18 protein-coding genes are annotated in these 19,589 nt (G+C 51.0%); 16 read left to right on the forward strand and 2 right to left on the reverse strand.

Translation table 11 applies throughout. The annotated features are described in order from the left end of the window. From pfkB to ilvA, 10 genes are all read left to right on the forward strand, one after another. Positions 1 to 921 (forward strand): 1-phosphofructokinase, encoded by a 921-nt coding sequence (pfkB, locus tag H7U36_RS00110; protein WP_033124615.1) that lies wholly within the window; start codon positions 1 to 3, stop codon positions 919 to 921. A 15-nt stretch (positions 922 to 936) separates the two neighbouring features. Further along, positions 937 to 2,868, forward strand: a complete 1,932-nt coding sequence (locus H7U36_RS00115; protein WP_033124616.1) for a PTS fructose transporter subunit IIABC — start codon at positions 937 to 939, stop codon at positions 2,866 to 2,868. Between the two features lie 387 nt (positions 2,869 to 3,255). Further along, positions 3,256 to 3,489 (forward strand): hypothetical protein, encoded by a 234-nt coding sequence (locus H7U36_RS00120; protein WP_033124617.1) that lies wholly within the window; start codon positions 3,256 to 3,258, stop codon positions 3,487 to 3,489. A gap of 167 nt (positions 3,490 to 3,656) precedes the next feature. Further along, complete coding sequence (locus tag H7U36_RS00125) at positions 3,657 to 4,556, forward strand: tyrosine-type recombinase/integrase (protein WP_138303066.1); 900 nt, start codon at positions 3,657 to 3,659, stop codon at positions 4,554 to 4,556. A gap of 96 nt (positions 4,557 to 4,652) precedes the next feature. Then, on the forward strand, positions 4,653 to 5,675 hold the full coding sequence (gene plsX, locus H7U36_RS00130) for a phosphate acyltransferase PlsX (protein ID WP_138303065.1): 1,023 nt from the start codon (positions 4,653 to 4,655) through the stop codon (positions 5,673 to 5,675). Positions 5,676 to 5,705: 30 nt separating this feature from the next. Continuing rightward, complete coding sequence (gene acpP / locus H7U36_RS00135) at positions 5,706 to 5,936, forward strand: acyl carrier protein (protein WP_033124620.1); 231 nt, start codon at positions 5,706 to 5,708, stop codon at positions 5,934 to 5,936. Positions 5,937 to 5,988: 52 nt separating this feature from the next. Next, the gene (gene rnc / locus H7U36_RS00140; protein WP_138303064.1) at positions 5,989 to 6,684 is read left to right on the forward strand and encodes a ribonuclease III; all 696 of its coding nucleotides are present in this window, start codon (positions 5,989 to 5,991) and stop codon (positions 6,682 to 6,684) included. Between the two features lie 7 nt (positions 6,685 to 6,691). Continuing rightward, on the forward strand, positions 6,692 to 10,273 hold the full coding sequence (gene smc, locus H7U36_RS00145; protein ID WP_138303063.1) for a chromosome segregation protein SMC: 3,582 nt from the start codon (positions 6,692 to 6,694) through the stop codon (positions 10,271 to 10,273). A 37-nt stretch (positions 10,274 to 10,310) separates the two neighbouring features. Continuing rightward, a complete protein-coding gene (ftsY, locus tag H7U36_RS00150) occupies positions 10,311 to 11,258 on the forward strand; it encodes a signal recognition particle-docking protein FtsY (RefSeq protein ID WP_138303062.1) in 948 nt (315 codons plus the stop codon). A gap of 69 nt (positions 11,259 to 11,327) precedes the next feature. After that, positions 11,328 to 12,548 (forward strand): threonine ammonia-lyase, encoded by a 1,221-nt coding sequence (gene ilvA, locus H7U36_RS00155; protein WP_033124622.1) that lies wholly within the window; start codon positions 11,328 to 11,330, stop codon positions 12,546 to 12,548. A 61-nt stretch (positions 12,549 to 12,609) separates the two neighbouring features. Here the strand turns inward: ilvA and H7U36_RS00160 are convergent, their stop codons facing one another. Then, entirely contained in the window at positions 12,610 to 12,834 is a 225-nt protein-coding gene (locus H7U36_RS00160; protein WP_081957938.1) for a helix-turn-helix domain-containing protein, read from the reverse strand. Between the two features lie 186 nt (positions 12,835 to 13,020). On the opposite strand from H7U36_RS00160, the gene H7U36_RS00165 reads away from it, so the two are divergent. Together H7U36_RS00165 and H7U36_RS00170 are read left to right on the forward strand one after the other, a co-directional pair. Beyond that, positions 13,021 to 14,436 (forward strand): sugar transferase, encoded by a 1,416-nt coding sequence (locus tag H7U36_RS00165; protein WP_330636998.1) that lies wholly within the window; start codon positions 13,021 to 13,023, stop codon positions 14,434 to 14,436. A gap of 24 nt (positions 14,437 to 14,460) precedes the next feature. Further along, a complete protein-coding gene (locus H7U36_RS00170) occupies positions 14,461 to 15,081 on the forward strand; it encodes an immunoglobulin-like domain-containing protein (RefSeq protein ID WP_033124820.1) in 621 nt (206 codons plus the stop codon). Here H7U36_RS00170 and H7U36_RS00175 read toward each other — a convergent pair. Then, positions 15,076 to 16,170 carry an acyltransferase gene (locus H7U36_RS00175; protein ID WP_033124821.1) on the reverse strand — a complete coding sequence of 365 codons (1,095 nt, stop codon included), beginning with the start codon at positions 16,168 to 16,170 and terminating at the stop codon, positions 15,076 to 15,078. The genes H7U36_RS00170 and H7U36_RS00175 overlap by 6 nt on opposite strands. A 77-nt stretch (positions 16,171 to 16,247) precedes the next feature. On the opposite strand from H7U36_RS00175, the gene H7U36_RS00180 reads away from it, so the two are divergent. Genes H7U36_RS00180 through H7U36_RS00195 form a run of 4 tightly spaced genes read left to right on the forward strand, consistent with a single transcriptional unit; the run spans position 16,248 to position 19,577 of the window. Continuing rightward, positions 16,248 to 16,967: a CpsB/CapC family capsule biosynthesis tyrosine phosphatase gene (locus H7U36_RS00180; RefSeq protein WP_033124822.1), complete on the forward strand. Its 720-nt coding sequence runs from the start codon at positions 16,248 to 16,250 to the stop codon at positions 16,965 to 16,967. Between the two features lie 9 nt (positions 16,968 to 16,976). Next, positions 16,977 to 17,678 (forward strand): YveK family protein, encoded by a 702-nt coding sequence (locus H7U36_RS00185; RefSeq protein ID WP_033124823.1) that lies wholly within the window; start codon positions 16,977 to 16,979, stop codon positions 17,676 to 17,678. A gap of 1 nt (position 17,679) precedes the next feature. Continuing rightward, positions 17,680 to 18,381 carry a CpsD/CapB family tyrosine-protein kinase gene (locus tag H7U36_RS00190; protein ID WP_243426663.1) on the forward strand — a complete coding sequence of 234 codons (702 nt, stop codon included), beginning with the start codon at positions 17,680 to 17,682 and terminating at the stop codon, positions 18,379 to 18,381. Continuing rightward, positions 18,378 to 19,577: a glycosyltransferase family 4 protein gene (locus tag H7U36_RS00195; RefSeq protein WP_138303058.1), complete on the forward strand. Its 1,200-nt coding sequence runs from the start codon at positions 18,378 to 18,380 to the stop codon at positions 19,575 to 19,577. The genes H7U36_RS00190 and H7U36_RS00195 overlap by 4 nt, the downstream gene beginning before the upstream one ends. Positions 19,578 to 19,589 lie beyond the last annotated feature (12 nt).

Genomic DNA, 19,589 nt, shown 5'->3' on the forward strand with positions numbered 1-19,589 from the left:
ATGATCTACACAGTCACATTTAACCCGTCCCTGGACTATGTGATCTCCCTGGATAAACTTGAGAAGGGGCAGATCAACCGGACCAGGCAGGAGCATATTTACCCGGGAGGAAAGGGCATCAACGTGTCCGTCATCCTCTCCAATCTGGGGTACAGCAGCGTTGCCCTTGGCTTTGAGGCGGGATTTACCGGGAAGACGCTGCGGGAGATGCTGGATCAGTTCGGATGCCAGACAGATTTCATCCACCTGGATGAGGGGATGACAAGGATCAATGTAAAGATCAACGCTGGGGAGGAGACAGAGATCAACGGCCAGGGCCCTGCCATCCCGGAGAGGGCGGTGGAGGAGCTCTACGGAAAGCTGGACGCGCTGCAGGCGGGGGACTACCTCGTGCTGGCGGGCAGTATTCCGGACTGCCTCCCCTCAGACATGTATGAGCGCATACTGGAGCGCCTGGAGGGAAGGGGCATCCACTACATCGTGGACGCCACAAAGGACCTGCTCCTGAATGTGCTGAAGTACCACCCCTTCCTGATCAAGCCGAACCAGCACGAGCTGGGCGACATGTTCGGAAGGACACTGACCACGGAGGAGGAGATCATCGCCCACGCCAGACTACTCCAGGAGATGGGAGCCCGCCATGTGCTGGTGTCCATGGCGGGGGACGGAGCCATCCTGGTGCCCGAGGACGGGGAGGTGATCCGGGAGCGGCCGCCAAAGGGAGAGGTGAAAAACTCTGTGGGGGCCGGGGACTCCATGGTGGCCGGCTTCCTGGCCGGATATCTGGGCACGGGAAGCTGCGAAAAGGCCTTCCGCCTGGGCCAGGCGGCCGGCAGCGCGACAGCCTTTGACTACTGGCTGGCGGACAGAGCCAGCATCGTATCCCTTTTGGGAGAACCAGCGGACAGCTATGGACTGTAGAGGAGTGTGGAAAAGATGAAGATTACAGATTTACTGAAAAAAGAGAGCATAGAGCTGAACGGAAACGTGCAGACAAAGGAGGAGGCCATCAACCAGATGGTGTCCCTCATGGTAAAGGGTGGAAATATCCAGGACGTGGAGATCTACCGGAAGGGCGTTTTTGCCAGAGAGGAGGAGGGCACCACAGGCATCGGCGAGGGGATTGCCATTCCCCACGCGAAATCGGACGCGGTGAAAGCCCCCGGCCTGGCCGCCATGGTAGTACCGCAGGGCGTGGACTATGAGGCGCTGGACGATGAGCCGGTACACCTGATCTTTCTCATAGCCGCCCCCAACACAAAGGACAACGTGCATCTGGACGTGCTCAGCAGGCTGTCTACCCTCCTCATGGACGACAGCTTCCGAGAAAATCTTTTAAAGGCGGAGACGCCGGAGGAATTCCTGGGCTATGTGGACCAGGCGGAGAAGGAAAAGTTTGCCGAGGAGGAGAGAAAGGCGAAGGAAGAGGAGGAGACGGCAAGGACCACCGGCTTCCAGATCCTGGCCGTCACCGCCTGTCCCACAGGCATCGCCCACACCTACATGGCGGCGGAGAGCCTGGAGAAGAAGGCGAAGGAGATGGGCTGCACCATCAAGGTGGAGACCAACGGCTCCGGCGGTGACAAGAATGTGCTGACAGCGGAGGAGATCGCTGCCTGCCAGTGCATCATCGTGGCTGCGGACAAGGAGGTGCGGATGGCCCGCTTTGACGGGAAGCCGGTCCTTGTGACCAAGGTGGCGGACGGCATCAATAAGCCGGAGGAGCTGATCACCAGGGCACTCAGCGGATCCGTCCCCGTGTACCACAGCAAGGGAGGAGAGGAGGAGACCTCCTCTGTAGAGGGCGAGAGCCTGGGAAGAAAAATTTATAAAAGCCTGATGAACGGCGTTTCCCACATGCTGCCCTTTGTCATCGGCGGAGGCATCCTCATTGCCCTCTCCTACCTGGTGGACGGGGCGAACGCCGGTACGGCGGACTTCGGAAACGGCACCCCGCTGGCCCATTTTCTGAACCTGGCGGGCAACACCTCCTTCAGCATGATGTTCCCCATCCTGGCCGGGTTTATCGCCATGGCGGTGGGAGACAGGCCGGCTCTGATGCCGGGTATCGTGGCAGGTCTTCTTGCAAAGGCCGGAACCTCTGTCTTCCTTCCGGAAGACCAGTGGATCGCCTCCGGATTTTTCGGGGCCCTGGCAGGCGGCTTCATCGCCGGCTACCTGATGGTCCTGATCAAAAAGCTGCTGGAGAAGCTGCCCAAACCCCTGGAGGGGACGAAGCCGGTCCTTCTCTATCCGTTCCTGGGGCTTCTCGGCATCAGCGCCATCATGATCTTCCTCATCAACCCGCCTCTTGGAGCCTTCAACACCTGGCTCAACAACAGCCTGGCGGGGATGGGAGAGTCCAGCAAGATCCTGCTGGGGATTGTGCTGGGCGGCATGATGTCCATCGACTTTGGCGGCCCCTTCAACAAGGCGGCCTACGTGTTCGGGACAGCCTCCATCGCGTCAGGACAGTTTGACATCATGGCGGCTGTCATGATCGGCGGCATGACCCCGCCTATCGGCATCGCCCTGGCAACCACCTTTTTCAAGAACCGGTTTACAAAGAGTGAGCGGCAGACAACCGTCACCAATTACATCATGGGACTGTCCTTTATCACAGAGGGGGCTATCCCCTTCGCCGCATCAGATCCTTTAAGGATCATCCCTCCCTGCGTGGTGGGCTCAGCGGTGGCGGGAGCTCTGTCCATGGCCTTTGGCTGCGGATCAAGGGCGCCCCACGGCGGACTCTTTGTCATCGGTATCATCGAGAACGCGCCCATGTTCCTGGTGGCTCTGGTGGCCGGAGCCGTCGTCACCATGATCGGCATCGTGCTTCTGAAGAGGCCGCTGAAGGAGGAGGCGTAGCCTCGTTGCAGGAAAATTTTTAAAAATCCCCTTTTGAAAATTCGGGAAAATTTCATTATAATATAAGTACAACGAGTGGCTTTCAGGCGTAATTCCAGTTGCGCCTGAGGGCCACTCGTCATTTTCAGAAAGAGAGGTAGGACAAGTGAAACGAGTAAAAGCCGCCTGCATCTGTCAGACACTTCACTTCATGCTTATGGTGAAGATCATCAAGCAGTACAATTCCAGCCCGGTTGGAAATTATCTGGACTAAGTGAAAAACCTCTTTCTTTTTTGCGAGTTAAACTGCTAAATTGTTTGAAATTCCACGAAAGTAGTGTATAATAAAATCAGAATACGTGAAAATTCTAACCAACAGCAAAAGCAAGAAAGAAAGAGGGTTCCATCATGGGAAGATATTATCGGTTAACAAAAAAGATCTCGGACGAGATGGCGCAGGAAATCCTGAAAGAGCTGCAGGAGCTTGAGAATGTAAAAAGCGTAGGCTTTTCAGAGGACCTGTCATTGCTGAAGGTTGAGACAAAGAACGGTCTGTTCCCTGAAGTTATGAACCGGGCAGTCAACATCTGCCGGCGCATAGGAGGAGGCTGTGACCTGAGCTTTGCCGGATTTGTCTGCTAGGGAGCCTGAAGGATCGATTTGCAAAGTGAAAACGGTTGAAACCGAAATAGGATTGCGCCTGGTGCGCAATCTCTTTTATAACCAAAATGTTATAGTATGAAGTATACAGATAACAATTTGAGTGGTTCCGCTTCGCGGAAAATACAGACAAGGCGGGAGGACAGGATATGGACAGCGCATGTGTATCTGAAAGGACCAGGACAATTCTCTGGCCCGATTTTGCGGCCCACTTTAAGAGCGCCACAAGCCGGGCTTCCTACTGGAGCGACCTGTGCGAGTTTTCCAGGATTGCCGGAAAGGACATCACGGAGGCCGGTGCGGCGGATGTACAGAGATACTACGACATCATGGCGGAGAAGACGAGGAGGGGAGAGCTGCAGCCCGGGACACCGGCGAAGAAGTTCCGGGAGCTCCACTCCATTGCGGATTTTCTCAGCCGGGAGAGGGAGCGGTACGGCCTGCCGGAGACCTTTCAGGACTATTTCTATCCCTACCTGCCGCGCCTGGCCAGGCAGGAGAAATACGCCCGGGTCATCCCGGTGGAGGATGTGGACAGGCTTTTTAAAGCCGCGGAAGAAGACCGGATGGCCTACACCATTTTTGTGCTCATGTACCGAGTGGGGCTCTCCTCCACAGAGATATGCGGCCTCTCCCCGGGGGATATAGGGATTTACGAGAACGGGGCCTTTGTGGAGCCGGAGGGGAGGCGCAGCGGTGTGTATGTCCCCGACGACGCCCTGGCCGTGCTGGAGAGCTACTTGGGGCAGAGGGAAGAGCGGCCCTTCCTCTTCTATAACAGGAGGGGCGGCCGGCTGAACACCATGTATATTTCCAGACTTATGAAAAAGTACACTGCCCTTGCGGGCATACCGTCCTACAGCAGCCAGATGCTGCGCAGCGCCTGCGCCTACAATCTGTTTTCCTACGAGGCCAGCCCCGGGCAGGTGGCGGCCCAGCTGGGGACGACGGACACCCACGTGAAGCGGTACAGAAAGATGGCCTACAAGGAGGAGCTGTCGCGGGCCGCCGGGAGCCTGGTGAAGATCCGGGTGGAACGGCCTCTGTAGGTCTTTTCCCCTTTCCGCTAACATCCCGTAAACAAATTATTGATTTTTGGGATAATGTCTAGTAGAATATTTCTAGTAGTTATGGAGGAAAGAAAAATGGCAGAACTTACAAAAATTGCCCTTGACGCCATGGGCGGTGACAACGCCCCGGTGGAGATGGTCAAGGGCGCGGTTGATGCCCTCTCCAGGGAGAAGAGCATCAAGGTGTATCTTGTAGGACAGGAAGAGGTTGTCAGGAAAGAGCTGGAAAAATATACGTTTGACAGCGACAGAATAGAGATTGTGAATGCCACAGAGGTTATCGAGACGGCGGAGCCCCCGGTCAACGCTATCCGGAAAAAGAAGGACTCATCCATTGTGGTGGGCATGAAGATGGTCAGATCCGGCGATGCCGACGCCTTCGTGTCGGCCGGCAGCTCAGGAGCTGTGCTGGTGGGAGGACAGACCATAGTGGGAAGGATCAAGGGAGTGGAGCGGCCGCCCCTTGCGCCCCTCATCCCCACGGAGAAGGGAGTCTCCCTTCTGATCGACTGCGGCGCCAACGTGGATGCCCGCCCTTCCCATCTGGTTCAGTTCGCCAAGATGGGCTCTATCTATATGGAGCATGTGATGGGAGTGAAGAACCCAAAGGTTGCCATCGTCAATATCGGAGCTGAGGAGGAGAAGGGCAACGCCCTGGTGAAGGAGACCTTCCCCCTCCTGAAGGCGGCAAAGGGCATCAACTTTACCGGAAGCATAGAGGCAAGGGAAATTCCCCACGGCCAGGCGGACGTCATCGTCTGCGAGGCCTTTGCCGGGAACATTATCCTGAAGCTGTTCGAGGGTGTGGGAGCTGTGCTGATCAGCAAGGTGAAGGAGGGCATGATGAGCAGCCTCCGCAGCAAGATCGGCGCCCTTCTGGTGAAGCCGGCCCTCAAGGAGACGCTGAAGGGCTTTGACACGAGCGAGTACGGCGGAGCGCCGCTGCTTGGGCTGAAGGGGCTCGTGGTGAAGACCCACGGAAGCTCAAAGGCGAGAGAGGTATCCAACTCCATCCTCCAGTGCCTGACCTTCCGGGAGCAGAGGATCAATGAGAAGATCCAGGAGTGTATTCAGGCGGATGACTCGTCCGATGAATAGATATAAAGCAATATAAAGGAGATGAAGAAAATGGAATTTGAAAAATTACAGGAAATTATCGCTGATGTACTTAATGTGAACGCAGATGAGATCACAATGGAGACAAAGTTTGTGGATGACCTGGGAGCGGACTCCCTGGATATTTTCCAGATCATCATGGGGATTGAGGAAGCATTTGACATTGAGATCGACAATGATGACGCAGAGAAGATCGTGACAGTGGGAGACGCTGTAGAGCAGATCAAAAACGCAACAAACTAGGCAGAAAGGAGAAAAAGCCCGGATGCGGGCTTTTTCTTTTATGAGGGTTTATATGAGTCGGAAATTAAAAGAGCTGGAAGAGCAGATCGGGTACACGTTCCAGGATCCCAAGCTCCTCCGGCGGGCTATGATGCACAGCTCCTATGTGAATGAGAAGCATCTGCCCAAGTACGAGTGCAATGAGAGACTGGAATTCCTGGGGGACGCGGTCCTGGAGCTGGTGTCCAGCGAATTTTTGTTTCACGAAAATGAAAGGATGCCTGAGGGAGAGCTGACGAAGACAAGGGCGGCTATGGTCTGCGAGCAGGCGCTTGCCTTCTGCGCGCGCCAGATCCATCTGGGCGAGTATCTTCTCCTTGGAAAAGGGGAGGACATGACAGGCGGAAGAAAGAGGGACTCTGTCACATCGGACGCCATGGAGGCGCTGATCGGAGCCATCTATTCAGACGGTGGTTTTGCTAGCGCAAAAGAGTTTATACACAGGTTTGTTCTGAACGACCTGGAGCACAAGAAGCTCTTTTATGATAGCAAGACTATCCTGCAGGAGCTGGTGCAGGCCGCCTTTGAGCAGCCGGTGGCCTATGAGCTCACCGGGGAGGAGGGGCCGGACCACGATAAGACCTTCCATGTGGAGGTCCACATCGGGGAGGAGGTCTACGGCACCGGAAGCGGGAGGACCAAGAAGGCGGCCGAGCAGGAGGCGGCCTACAGGACTATCCTGCTCCTGCACAAAAGGAATATAAAGTAGGTGTTACATGTATTTAAAAAGTATCGAGATACAGGGCTTTAAATCGTTTGCAAACAAGATCGTATTCGATTTTCATAACGGGATTACCGGGATCGTGGGCCCCAACGGAAGCGGGAAGAGCAATGTGGCGGACGCTGTGCGCTGGGTTCTTGGCGAGCAGCGCGTCAAGCAGCTGCGCGGCGGCAGCATGCAGGATGTCATCTTCTCCGGGACGGAGAACCGCAGGCCTTTAAGCTACGCCTCCGTGGCCATTACCCTGGACAATTCGGATCATCAGCTCCCTGTGGACTACGAGGAGGTCACGGTCACAAGAAAGCTGTATCGATCCGGGGAGAGCGAGTATCTCCTGAACGGCAGTCCCTGCCGTCTGAAGGACATCAATGAGCTGTTCTACGACACCGGCATCGGCAAGGAGGGCTACTCCATCATCGGGCAGGGCCAGATCGACAAGATCCTAAGCGGCAAGCCGGAGGACAGAAGAGAGCTCTTCGATGAGGCGGCGGGCATTGTGAAGTTCAAGCGCAGAAAGAATATGTCCGTCAAGAAGCTGGAGGATGAGAGGCAGAACCTTCTCAGGGTAAACGATATCCTCGCCGAGCTGGAGAGGCAGATCGGCCCCTTAAAAAGGCAGGCCGAGGTGGCAAGGGAGTACCTGCAGAAGAAGGAGCAGCTGAAGACATTTGACATCAACATGTTTCTTCTGGAGACAGAGCGCCTGAAGGAGCAGATCAGCGAGACTGAAAAAAAGCTGTCTGTTTCCCGGGAAGAGCTTCAGGAGGCGGACGCTTCCTACAGCGCCATGAAGGAGGAGTACGAGGCCATCGAGGCCCAGGTGGACGAGATCGACGACTCCATCGAGAAGGCCAAGGGCCAGTTAAATGAGACCAATCTCCTGAAGCAGCAGCTGGAGAACCAGATTGAGCTCTTAAAGGAGCAGATCAACAGCGCCCGAATGACGGACGAGCATTTCGGACAGCGATACCAGACCATTCAGCATGAGATCCAGGAGAGAAAGGATCAGCTCCTTCAGTTCCAGAAGGAGAAGGAGGAGATTGCCGGGGAGCTGCGGGAAAAATCCGCGGCCAGAGAAAGGGCCAGGGAGCGTCTCATCGAGGTGCAGAGCCGCATCGCCGGACTGACGGACCAGGTGGAGAAGAGCAAGAATGACATCATAGAGATCCTCAACAGCAGAGCCTCCACCCAGGCCAAGATCCAGCGCTACGATACCATGATGGAGCAGATCCAGGTGCGCAAATCCCAGATGAACCAGCGGCTCATCAGGGCCAGAAGTGAGGCTGAGGAAGAGCAGAGGAACGCGCAGGAGCACAGGGAGAAGCTGGAGGAGATCTCGGAGAAGATCCGAGGCCTTTCCGATGAGAACAAGGCCTGTGAGCAGAAGATAGAGAGACTGCAAAGGGAGCTCTCCGGACAGACGGAGAAGCTGCGGGTGGGGCAGACCGCCTACCACAGGGAGGAGTCCCGCCTGGAGTCCCTGAAAAATATCACCGAGCGGTATGACGGCTACGGCGGCAGCATCCGCAGGGTTATGGAGCAAAGAGAAAAGGAAAAAGGCATCCTGGGCGTGGTGGCGGACATCATCAAGGTGGACAAGGAGTATGAGATTGCCATTGAGACCGCCCTTGGAGGCAGCATCCAGAACATTGTCACAGACACGGAGGAGACGGCCAAGAGGATGATCGATTTCCTGAAGAAGAACCGGTATGGGAGGGCTACCTTTCTCCCGCTTACAGGCATCGGGGGAGGCAGGGGCATATCCCGGCCGGAGGCGCTGAGGGAAAAGGGGGTTGTGGGCCTTGCCAACACCCTCGTAAAGGTGGAAGAGCAGTACCGGGGCCTGGCGGAGAACCTGCTCGGCAGGACGGTCGTGGTGGACAATATCGACCACGGCATCGCCATTGCCCGGAAATACAGGCAGACCCTCCGCCTGGTGACTCTGGAGGGAGAGCTTTTGAACCCCGGGGGCTCCATGACAGGAGGAGCCTTTAAGAATTCCAGCAATCTTCTGAGCCGAAGAAGAGAGATCGAGGAATTTGAAAAGACCGTCCGCCGTCTGAAAAAGGAGATGGAGGAGATGGAGGCCTCTGCGGACAGCATCCGGAAGGAGAGGGCTGCCTGCTATGAGACGATAGATGAGATCCAGCAGAAGCTCCAGAAGGCCTACGTCATCCAGAACACAGCCAAGATGAACCTGGATCAGTCCCAGGAGAGGATACAGGCTGCCCTGGAGACTTCCCGGGCCATCCAGAGAGAAAGCCAGGAGCTGGATCAGCAGATCACGGACATCAGCAACAACCAGGAGTCCATCACGGTGGAGCTGGATACCTCCACAGCTCTGGAGCAGGATATCACCCGGAAGACGGAGGAGGATCAGCGGCTTCTGGAGCAGGAAAAGGAAGAGGAGATCCGCTGCCAGAAGGCCTCCGAGGAGGCGCAGCTGGCCTTTGCGGGTCTGGAGCAGAAGCACACCTTTATCCTGGAAAATGAGGAGCGTATCCAGGAGGAGATCGCCAAGTTCGAGGAGGAGCAAAGAGAGCTGGGCGAGAACAAGGAGGACGCCTCCCGGGAGATCCAGGACAAGGAGGAGCAGATCCGAAAGATACGGCAGACCATTGAGGACTCAAAGGAGCTGTTCCAGGAGATCGAGGAGCAGATCCAGGAGAGCGTGAAGCAGCGTGAGGAGCTGAGCCAGAAGCACAAGTCCTTCCTCGGGAAGCGGGAAGAACTCTCCAGGCACATGGCGGACCTGGACAAGGAGATCTTCCGCCTGGAGAGCCGGAAAGAGGGCTTTGAGGAGGCCTCGGAAAAACAGATCAACTACATGTGGGAGGAGTATGAGATCACCTACAGCCACGCCATGGAGCTGCGGGACAAAAACCTCACGGACCTGGCCTACATGCGCAGGCAGATCCAGACTCTGAAGAGCGACATCAAGGGCCTTGGCTCTGTCAATGTGAATGCCATTGAGGACTACAAGGACGTGTCCGAGAGGTACGAGTTCCTGAAAGGGCAGCACGAGGACCTGGTGGAGGCGGAGGCCACTCTGGAGAAGATCATCGCGGAGCTGGACGAGGCCATGCGCAGGCAGTTCACAGAGCAGTTCGCACGTATCGCCCAGGAGTTTGACAAGGTGTTCAGGGAGCTCTTCGGCGGCGGCAAGGGAACGCTGGAGCTGATGGAGGACGAGGACATCCTGGAGGCGGGCATCCGTATCATCGCGCAGCCGCCAGGCAAGAAGCTGCAGAATATGATGCAGCTCTCGGGAGGCGAGAAGGCGCTGACTGCCATTTCCCTTCTGTTTGCCATCCAGAACCTGAAGCCCTCCCCCTTCTGTCTGCTGGATGAGATCGAGGCGGCCCTGGACGACTCCAACGTGACCCGGTTCGCCCAGTATCTCCACAAGCTGACGAAGAACACCCAGTTCATCGTCATCACCCACAGGAGAGGGACTATGACAGCGGCGGACAGGCTGTACGGTATCACCATGCAGGAGAAGGGAGTCTCCACCATGGTTTCTGTCAGCCTTCTGGAAAATGAACTGAATGAGATGGAGAAGCAGCATCAGCAATAAAGGAGAGGCGGCATCAAAAAGAAAAAGGAGCAGGAATATGGCAGAGGAAAAAGGATTTTTCAGAAGACTCGTCTCCGGACTCACAAAGACGAGGGACAATATCGTGTCCGGAATGGACAGCATTTTTCACGGATTTTCCCATATTGACGAGGATTTCTACGAGGAGCTCGAGGAGGTTCTCATCATGGGGGACCTGGGAGTTGCGGCCACAGAGGACATACTGGACGATCTGCGGGCCAAGGTGAAGGAGCAGCATATCAAGGAGCCCTCTAACTGCAGGCAGATCCTCATCGACAGCATCAAGGAGCAGATGGATGTGGGCGAGACGGCCTATGAATTTGAGGAGCGGACCTCTGTGGTCATGGTAGTGGGGGTCAACGGCGTCGGCAAGACCACCACCATCGGCAAGCTGGCGGGCAAGCTGCGGGCTCAGAACAAAAAGGTCATCCTGGCGGCGGCAGACACCTTCCGGGCCGCTGCGGGAGAGCAGCTCAGGGAGTGGGCAAACAGGGCCCAGGCAGAGCTCATCGGCGGCCAGGAGGGCTCTGACCCGGCGGCTGTCGTCTACGACGCGGTGCAGGCGGCCAAGGCGCGTCACGCGGATGTGCTGCTGTGCGATACAGCCGGCAGACTGCACAACAAGAAGAACCTGATGGAGGAGCTGCGGAAGATGAACAGGATCATCGACCGGGAGTACCCGGAGGCCTTCCGGGAGACGCTGGTGGTGCTGGACGCCACCACCGGGCAGAACGCCCTCCAGCAGGCGAAGGAATTCAAGGATGTGGCCGACATTACAGGCATCATCCTGACAAAGATGGACGGGACGGCCAAGGGCGGTATCGCGGTAGCCATACAGGCTGAGCTTGGCATCCCGGTGAAATATATCGGCGTGGGTGAGACCATTGACGATCTGCAGAAGTTTGACGCGGATACATTTGTGGACGCGCTCTTCGCGGTTTCCCCGGACAGGGAGGAAGAGCAGTAGGCGGCGACCTTGCTGTGATCATATAATCGATATACAATAGACAATAAAAGAGAAAGGCAGGAGATTAGGATGGACAAACTGACACTGGAAAATTTTGAACAGGCAAGCGAACTGGTAAAGAAGGTGACCCTTCCCACGGATCTTGTTTACAGTGAGTACTTCAGCTCCCAGACAGGGTGCAAGGTATATCTGAAACCGGAGAACATGCAGTACACAGGAGCCTACAAGGTAAGAGGAGCCTACTATAAGATCAGCACCATGACAGAGGAGGAGCGGGAGAAGGGACTCATCACGGCTTCTGCCGGCAACCACGCCCAGGGCGTTGCCTTTGCGGCCCAGAAGTTCGGCTGCAAGGCCACTATCGTCATGCCCACAGTGACCCCGCTCATCAAGGTGAACCGCACAAAGAGCTACGGCGCCAATGTGATCCTGCACGGAGATGTGTACGACGATGCCTGCGCCTATGCGCTGAAGCTGGCCGAGGAGCAGGGCATGACCTTTGTCCACCCCTTTGACGACCTGGATGTGGCGACAGGGCAGGGAACCATCGCCATGGAGATTGTCCAGGAGCTTCCCACAGTGGACTATATCCTTGCTCCCATTGGGGGCGGCGGCCTGATCACAGGCGTGGCCACTCTGGCAAAGATGCTGAACCCCAAGATCAAGGTAATCGGTGTGGAGCCCGCGGCCGCGGCAAGCATGAAGGCAGCTCTGGAGGCAGGCGAGCCCGTCACCCTGCCAAGCGCCAACACCATTGCCGACGGCACGGCCGTGAAGCGGGTGGGCGAGAAGGTGTTCCCCTATGTGCAGGAGAATGTGGACGACATCATCACTGTGGAGGACGACGACCTGGTAGGCGCATTCCTGGACATGGTGGAGAACCACAAGATGGTGGTGGAGAACTCCGGACTCCTCTCTGTGGCCGCCCTGAAGCAGCTTGATGTGAAGAATAAAAAGGTAGTCTGCATCTTAAGCGGCGGCAACATGGATGTGATCACCATGTCCTCTGTTGTGCAGCACGGGCTGATCCAGAGAGACCGCATCTTCTCCATCTCTGTTCTCCTTCCGGACAAGCCGGGCGAGCTTGTCCGTGTGGCCACAGCCATCGCTGACGCCCAGGGCAATGTCATCCGGCTGGAGCACAATCAGTTTGTCAGCACCAACCGAAACGCGGCTGTGGAGCTGCGTATCACGCTGGAGGCCTTCGGCACGGAGCACAAGCACCAGATCATGCAGGCTCTGCGGGAGGTTGGATACGAGCCCAGGGAGATCGGGGCAAAGCTGTATTAGAATTTGATGATGTAAGATAATATATATTTGAATAAAAGAGAGCCATATCTAAGAAAAAAGATTATTTTTTCCTTGGATATGGCTTTCTTTCATCTGTGATACCAACTAAGTAATCTATACTGACATTATATAGTTCGGATAAATGAATGAGGAAATCAACAGGAATCTGTCGGGTGCCCTTTTCATATCTGCGATATACTTCTCTTTGACATCCTAGAAAAGAGGCGACATATGCCTGCGTCAAATCTTTATCTATTCTCAAATTTTCCAAACGTTGAAAATACATATAGTTTGTCACCTCATTGTGATGCTACCAAATAATTGCTTTTTTTTTACATTTATGCTACTATATGGTTGCACATAAACAGTGGATGCTGAGTATATGACACAAAATATAGTTGTTGTGGAAAGGAATGTGAGTGAATGTATGTATCGTAAGCCCTCGGAAGGCTGGCTGAAGCACTGGGATTTTATGTGTCTGGATCTGTTCTTTTTGCAAGCGGCGTATGTGATTTCTTATATAGCCAGAAATGGATTGCAGAATCCATATAAAATACAGCTGTATTTAAATATGGCGATTGTGATTTGCCTGATTGATCTGTGTACGGTTTTTTTTGCAGAAGGATACAGCGGTATTATGAGGCGGGGATATCTTCAGGAATTTAAAGCGGTGGTCAAGCACATATGCATTGTTTGTATGATGATGGTCCTGTATCTTTTTTTCAGCCAGACCGGAGCGGATTTTTCACGTATAAATTTTCTGCTTTTTACCGTAGTCTCTATTATTCTTCTTTATGTGGAAAGAACTCTATGGAAACAGTATCTTCTCAGGCGTCGGAAGACTTCCTTTGAAAGAAAGACACTTCTTGTGATTACAACGTTTGACAGAACAGAGGATGTTATGAGGAAAATGAAGAGGAGTTTTCCTTTTGAGATTGAAGTGATAGGGATTGTACTGTTGGATCGGGACGATTTAAAAGGCAAGAATGTTGACAATACAAAAATTGTATGTCTAAAAAGTGAAATTCTTGATTATGTGAGAACCAAATGGATTGATGGCATATTGATCAATGCTGATCAGGACAATGATGAACTGCGCTCTCTGAAGGATGCGCTCATCAACATGGGAATGACTGTACATACGGTGGTGGCTGTTGAGGAGGAGCGGAGCGGGATGGATAGTGAAGTGCAGAATCAACTTCTGGGAAATCTGGGAGGATATATTGTACTTTCTACAGCAATCCGCGTGGCTTCTTCAAAACAGTTGTTCCTGAAGCGAATGATGGATATAGCCGGAGGTATTACAGGACTGGTTGTAACTGGAGTTCTTACAATTTTTATTGCGCCAGCCATTTATTTTTCTTCTCCGGGTCCTGTGTTTTTTTCACAGACAAGAGTAGGGAAAAATGGAAAAACATTTAAAATCTATAAGTTCCGCAGTATGTATATGGATGCTGAGGAGAGAAAGAAGGAGCTTCTTAAAGAAAATAAAATGCAAGGCCAGATGTTCAAATTGGAGAGGGATCCTAGGATTATCGGAAGCGGAAAGAATGGAGATGGGCATGGTATTGGCTGGTTTATCAGAAAAACGTCTATTGACGAATTTCCTCAGTTTTGGAATATATTAAAGGGAGATATGAGTCTTGTGGGGACCAGACCCCCCACTTTGGATGAATGGGAAAAATATGATTATCATCACAGGGCAAGGCTTGCTACTAAACCTGGCCTTACCGGCCTATGGCAAGTAAGCGGAAGAAGTGATATTACAGATTTTGAAGATGTAGTTAAGCTTGATCTTCAGTATATACAGAACTGGAGTCTTGAACTTGATATAAAAATATTGTTTAAGACGATTTTTGTTGTGCTCTGTGGACAGGGTGCAAAATAGAAGACAATATGAGAGGATAAAAAAATGAGAACAAAGATAATTGCCGTATTATTGCTGCTGTCAGTTGCGCTCGGCGGAGTGCTGAGTGTTGTGAAAATCAGGCAGGATAGAGAGCCTCCGGTGATTTCAATTCCGGAAGTGCGATCATATTCGATGGGAGTATCAGACGAGGAGCTGCTTCAGGGAGTAACAGCAGAGGATGGGCAGGATGGAGATGTGACGGATTCTTTGAGAATAGAATCTGTATATAAGGAGACAGAAGAGGAAATGCTGACTGTCATTTATGTGGCTAAGGATAGTAGCAATAACGTGGCTAAATGTCAGAGAAGCTATACTATTGACCAGAGTGATTCTGACCAGAACATACAGGATCAACAGACAACAGTGGAGACGGCAAGTACAGTTCCACAGATTATTTTGACCACCAATGGATTGGAGCTTCCGGTAGGCTCCGTTTTTAATGCGCTTGATTATGTAAAGGAAATTATCGACGATAAAGATACAGAAGAAGACCTTTGGACTCGTATCAATGTGACAGGGCAGATAGACACGAATATAGCAGGACAGTATCAGGTGGAATATTATGTGGTGGACAGTGATGGTAATCAGTCACCGGCTGCCAGACTCACCGTCTCGGTTTTATAAGGTGAAGATTTTTGACAGAACCGGAATTTTGCTTGCCACAGAAGAGAGTAAAGCACAGATCCACAGAAGGACTAGTGCTGCCCCAATATTTATAAGTATGTTTCCGGAAATTGGAGTATGGGATAGTGCTGTGTGCATGAAGTCAGCCAGAATAGACTGCAGTAGGTATATTCCAAGAGAATGATCGGAAATAAATCTGACATATCTACAGATTCGTTTTTCAGAATACCTATAGGCAAGACTACACCTGAAAATGCAGAGCGTGCCGATGAGAACAAAAATTGTCTCCATTCCGCCCCACACAGGATCGAAATAGGTATCTTGTCCATACGAGCACATAACTCCGTATAGAGTCAGACACAACATGCTAGCAAGATATAAAATAAGAGCGAGCATAAAAGAAAGCTTTTGTGAAAGATGACGGATATGAGTGACTAACAGAGCGCCGACAAGGAAGTAGGCAAAGGAAAAGCCATATATGCCCCTGAAGGGATTAAATTGATTGAAAAAGTTTATGTCGGAAGTAGGAACAGGAGCATGAAAAAGAAATGCGACTAGGCGGGTACAGATTAGCAGCATATTGTTTCCGCAGACAATTACCAGCGATGCGGCTGTAAAAATTAAAAAGGTATGCTTTTTAGTATCGTAGGTCGCCTTCAGGATGGGAAAGAAAAAATACAGGACAAAAAGAGCCATAAGAAACCAGAGCTGATTGCTCCAGCCCGCGTCAAAGCTCCAAAAATGCCGGAGGATAGAAGCAGGGTCTGCAGTATGATACAGAAAAGTCGCTTTGACCAGTACATTTCCCATATCCCATACGATGACAAGAAATATCATATGTGCCATTTTACGGATATGTTTTTTTAAATGAAAAGATTTATTAAACAGGAGGCCACCATTTACTGCAAAAAATACGGGCATACATATTGAAAGACAGGAAATGATGAAGTAGTTGAAATAGGAAACTAGAGATCCTGATCTGACATTTCCTGACACAGTGAGACTGTGATAGAGAATAACACAGAAAATAGCAATTGTTTTTAGAAGATCAAGATAGTGGAGACGGGATTTTTCATTTGTTGTATTCATAAAAGTACCTCCTGTTTGTAAATGGTAATTTTATTGTAGACGGATTTCAAAAAATAAGCAAGTATAGGAGGTTATTTATGACAGGATTGTATGATATACACTGTCATCTGCTGCCGGGAGTTGATGATGGAGCAGAAACAGAAAAAGAGTCGGAGGGTATGTTGGCAATGGAGTACAACCAAGGGGTGCGTCATATTTTTTTGACGCCTCATTACAGGAGGGGGATGTTTGAGACAAAGCAGGAAAAACTGGATGTCCTTATCCAGCAGATCTGTGAAATGGCCCACAGAATCGGTCCTGACCTGACAGTCTATCCTGGATGTGAATTTTATGCGGATGATAGGCTTTTAGACACCTTGGAAGAGCACAGAAAATTCTTCCTGGGAGGATCTGACCATGCTCTGATTGAGTTTGGTGCAGGAACAAGTCAGGTGGAACTAAGAGAGACACTCTGCGGTGTGCTGAGTTATGGTTGGACTCCTGTTCTCGCGCATGCGGAGCGATATGACTGTGTAACGAAAGATTTTACATTTCTGGAGGAACTGTCAGACCTGGGAGTGTTGATATCTGTCAATGCAGGAAGTGTCTTGGGACAGAATGGCATATCTGCCAAGAAGTTCTGTCGGTCTCTTATTAAGTACGATCTGTTGGATCTGATTGGATCTGATGCACACGGACTAAGACGCAGAAAGCCTGATCTGGGAGCCTGTGCTGCGTATCTTACAAAGAAGTACGGTAGTAATTATATGCGGAGGATCATGATTGATCATCCACAAAAAATAATGGAAGGAAGATAGCTGACAAGTATGAAAAGGGACAATGAAAGATTTGAAATAGATACGAAAAAAATATTAACAGAAATATGGAAGAATATGGCAATTATTCTTTTAAGCGGTCTCGCGGCAGCCCTGGCTGCCATGCTGCTATCAGTAACGCTCCTGCCAAGGCAGTATGAATCAACGACGAAAATGTATGTTCTTGCAAAACAGGAGAGCGGCACAGTGACAAACGGAGATATGGAAGCTAGTACAGCTCTGACGAGAGATTATCAGGAATTGATCCAGAGCAGGACGGTGATTGAACAGGTGATTGTTAAGCTTCAGTTGGACATAGAGTATGAGGATCTCCTTAAAAAACTGACTATCCTTGCACCGTCGGAAACGCGGGTAATCTATATTACAGTGTCAGACGAAGATCCCTATCTGGCAGCGGAAATTGCAGATGAAGTGCGAGAAGTATCGGCGCAGCATATTCAAAAGGTTATGAGCACTCAATCTGTCAATGTCGTAGACTATGCCAATATTCCAGATACTCCAGCAGGCGTCGGATCTGTAAAGTACGCTCTGCTTGCCGGTATCGTCGCAGTCTTCCTGGTGCTGGTGACGGTGACCGTAAAAGGCCTTGTAAATGATAAGATAAAAAGTACAGAGGATGTGGAACGGTATCTGAATATCAGCACGCTGGGCATGATACCGGCTATAAATAAAAAAATAGGAAAAAAGAAATAAAATGCTGAAAGGCGGAGAAAAAATGAAAATTAAATTAGCATTAAAACAGCTGGATTATTTCAGTGATGAGGCATATAAAAAACTGCGTACAAATATACAACTTTGTGGAGGAAACAAGAAAGTAATCGCATTTACAAGTAGTATACCAAATGAAGGGAAAAGTAGTGTTTCTCTGAATCTGGCTCTTTCTATGGCGGAGGCGGGCAAAGGAACCCTGTTTATCGATGCCGACCTGCGAAAATCTGTCTTGAAGGCTAGAGTTCGGGTTAAAGATAAAGTGGATGGTCTTACCAACTATCTGACAGAGCAGGCGGAAATCAAAGAGATTATCTATTCAACGGAATTTCCGGAATTGGATATTATTTTTTCAGGACCGGTTCCACCGAATCCGGCAGAGCTGCTGGGAGGGGAAAGGTTTCAGGAACTGGTGCATCAGGTGAGGAAAGAATATGATTATGTGATTATTGATACACCGCCCCTTGGGAGTGTCATAGACTGTGCAGTCATCGCTAAAGAATGTGACGGAGCAGTGCTTGTGATCGAGTCAGATAAGATCAGTTATAAGTTCGCTCAAGAGGTAAAGGAACAGCTAGAGAAGACAGGATGTCCCATCTTGGGAGCAATCTTAAATAAAGTCGATATGACCCAAAATAAGTATTATGTACAATACAAAGAGTATCAACACAAGGTAAGCAGAAAATGAAAATTTTATTCGTCAATAAATTTTTGTACCAGCGGGGTGGAGCGGAGTCCTATGTTTTGAGACTTGGGAAATATTTCGAAGAACACGGACATGAGGTCATGTATTTTGGAATGCTTGATCAGAAGAATGAGGTGGGAAATAAATGGGGACTGTATACCTCTCACATGGATTTTCACAGTACAGGTTTAAGAACTCTCTTATATCCTGTCAAAATCATATACTCTTTTGAAGCATACAGGAAATTTTCAGAGCTGCTGGAACGGTTCAGACCGGATATTGTGCATCTGAATAACATAAATTTTCAAATTACTCCCTCGGTCATTGATGCTGCCTGGAAGAAAAATATTCCTGTTGTCCAGACGGTCCATGATTCCCAGATGGTCTGTCCCAGTCATCTTCTGTACAATGCAGAAAAAGAAGAAATATGCAGAAAATGTATTGAAGGAAGCAAGTGGAATTGCGTGCGTTACAGATGTATCCACGGTTCAGTTTTAAAAAGCTTGATCGGATCTGTGGAAGGGCTCTTTTATAGCCTGAAAACAACTTACGATAAGGTGGCTCTGTATATCTGTCCGAGCTCTTTTATGGAGTCTGTTCTGTGCACCAAGAAACGGTATCAGGGGAAGACAAAAGTTATCCCCAATTTTATCATGGTTCCATCTCACATGGAGAACTTCATAAAGAAAGATTATATTTTATATTTTGGAAGACTATCACAGGAAAAAGGAATTCAACTATTTCTGCAGCTGGCGTCCAGACATCCTGAATTGCAGTTTAAAATTGCGGGGAGCGGTCCTTTGAAGGAAAGCTGCTGTTCCCGCTCTAATGTCCAATATCTAGGCGTACTTACAGGCGAAAAGCTATATGAGACAATTGCAGGGGCTAAGCTGGTCGTTTTTCCATCGGTCTGCTATGAAAATTGTCCTCTGTCAGTACTGGAGTCCATCTCCCTGGGGACTCCTGTTGTCGCAAGCGGGAGAGGAGGCACAAGGGATTTGATTCGTGATGGGGAAAACGGGGTGCTGGTCCGCGAGCCATTTGGAATCGATTCTCTGGACAGGTCTGTGAAGTCACTTCTGGAGCAACCGGGGCAGATAGAACGAATGAGCAGATATTGTGCAGAAACCAGGAAATGTCTCTGGTCTCTGGAGAAATATGGAAAGGAAATGGAGAAAATCTATAGGAGCTTTCTCTGATATACAGAAGAT

The sequence above is a fragment of the Faecalicatena fissicatena genome (assembly GCF_016900595.1).
Classification (GTDB): domain Bacteria; phylum Bacillota; class Clostridia; order Lachnospirales; family Lachnospiraceae; genus Claveliimonas; species Claveliimonas intestinigallinarum.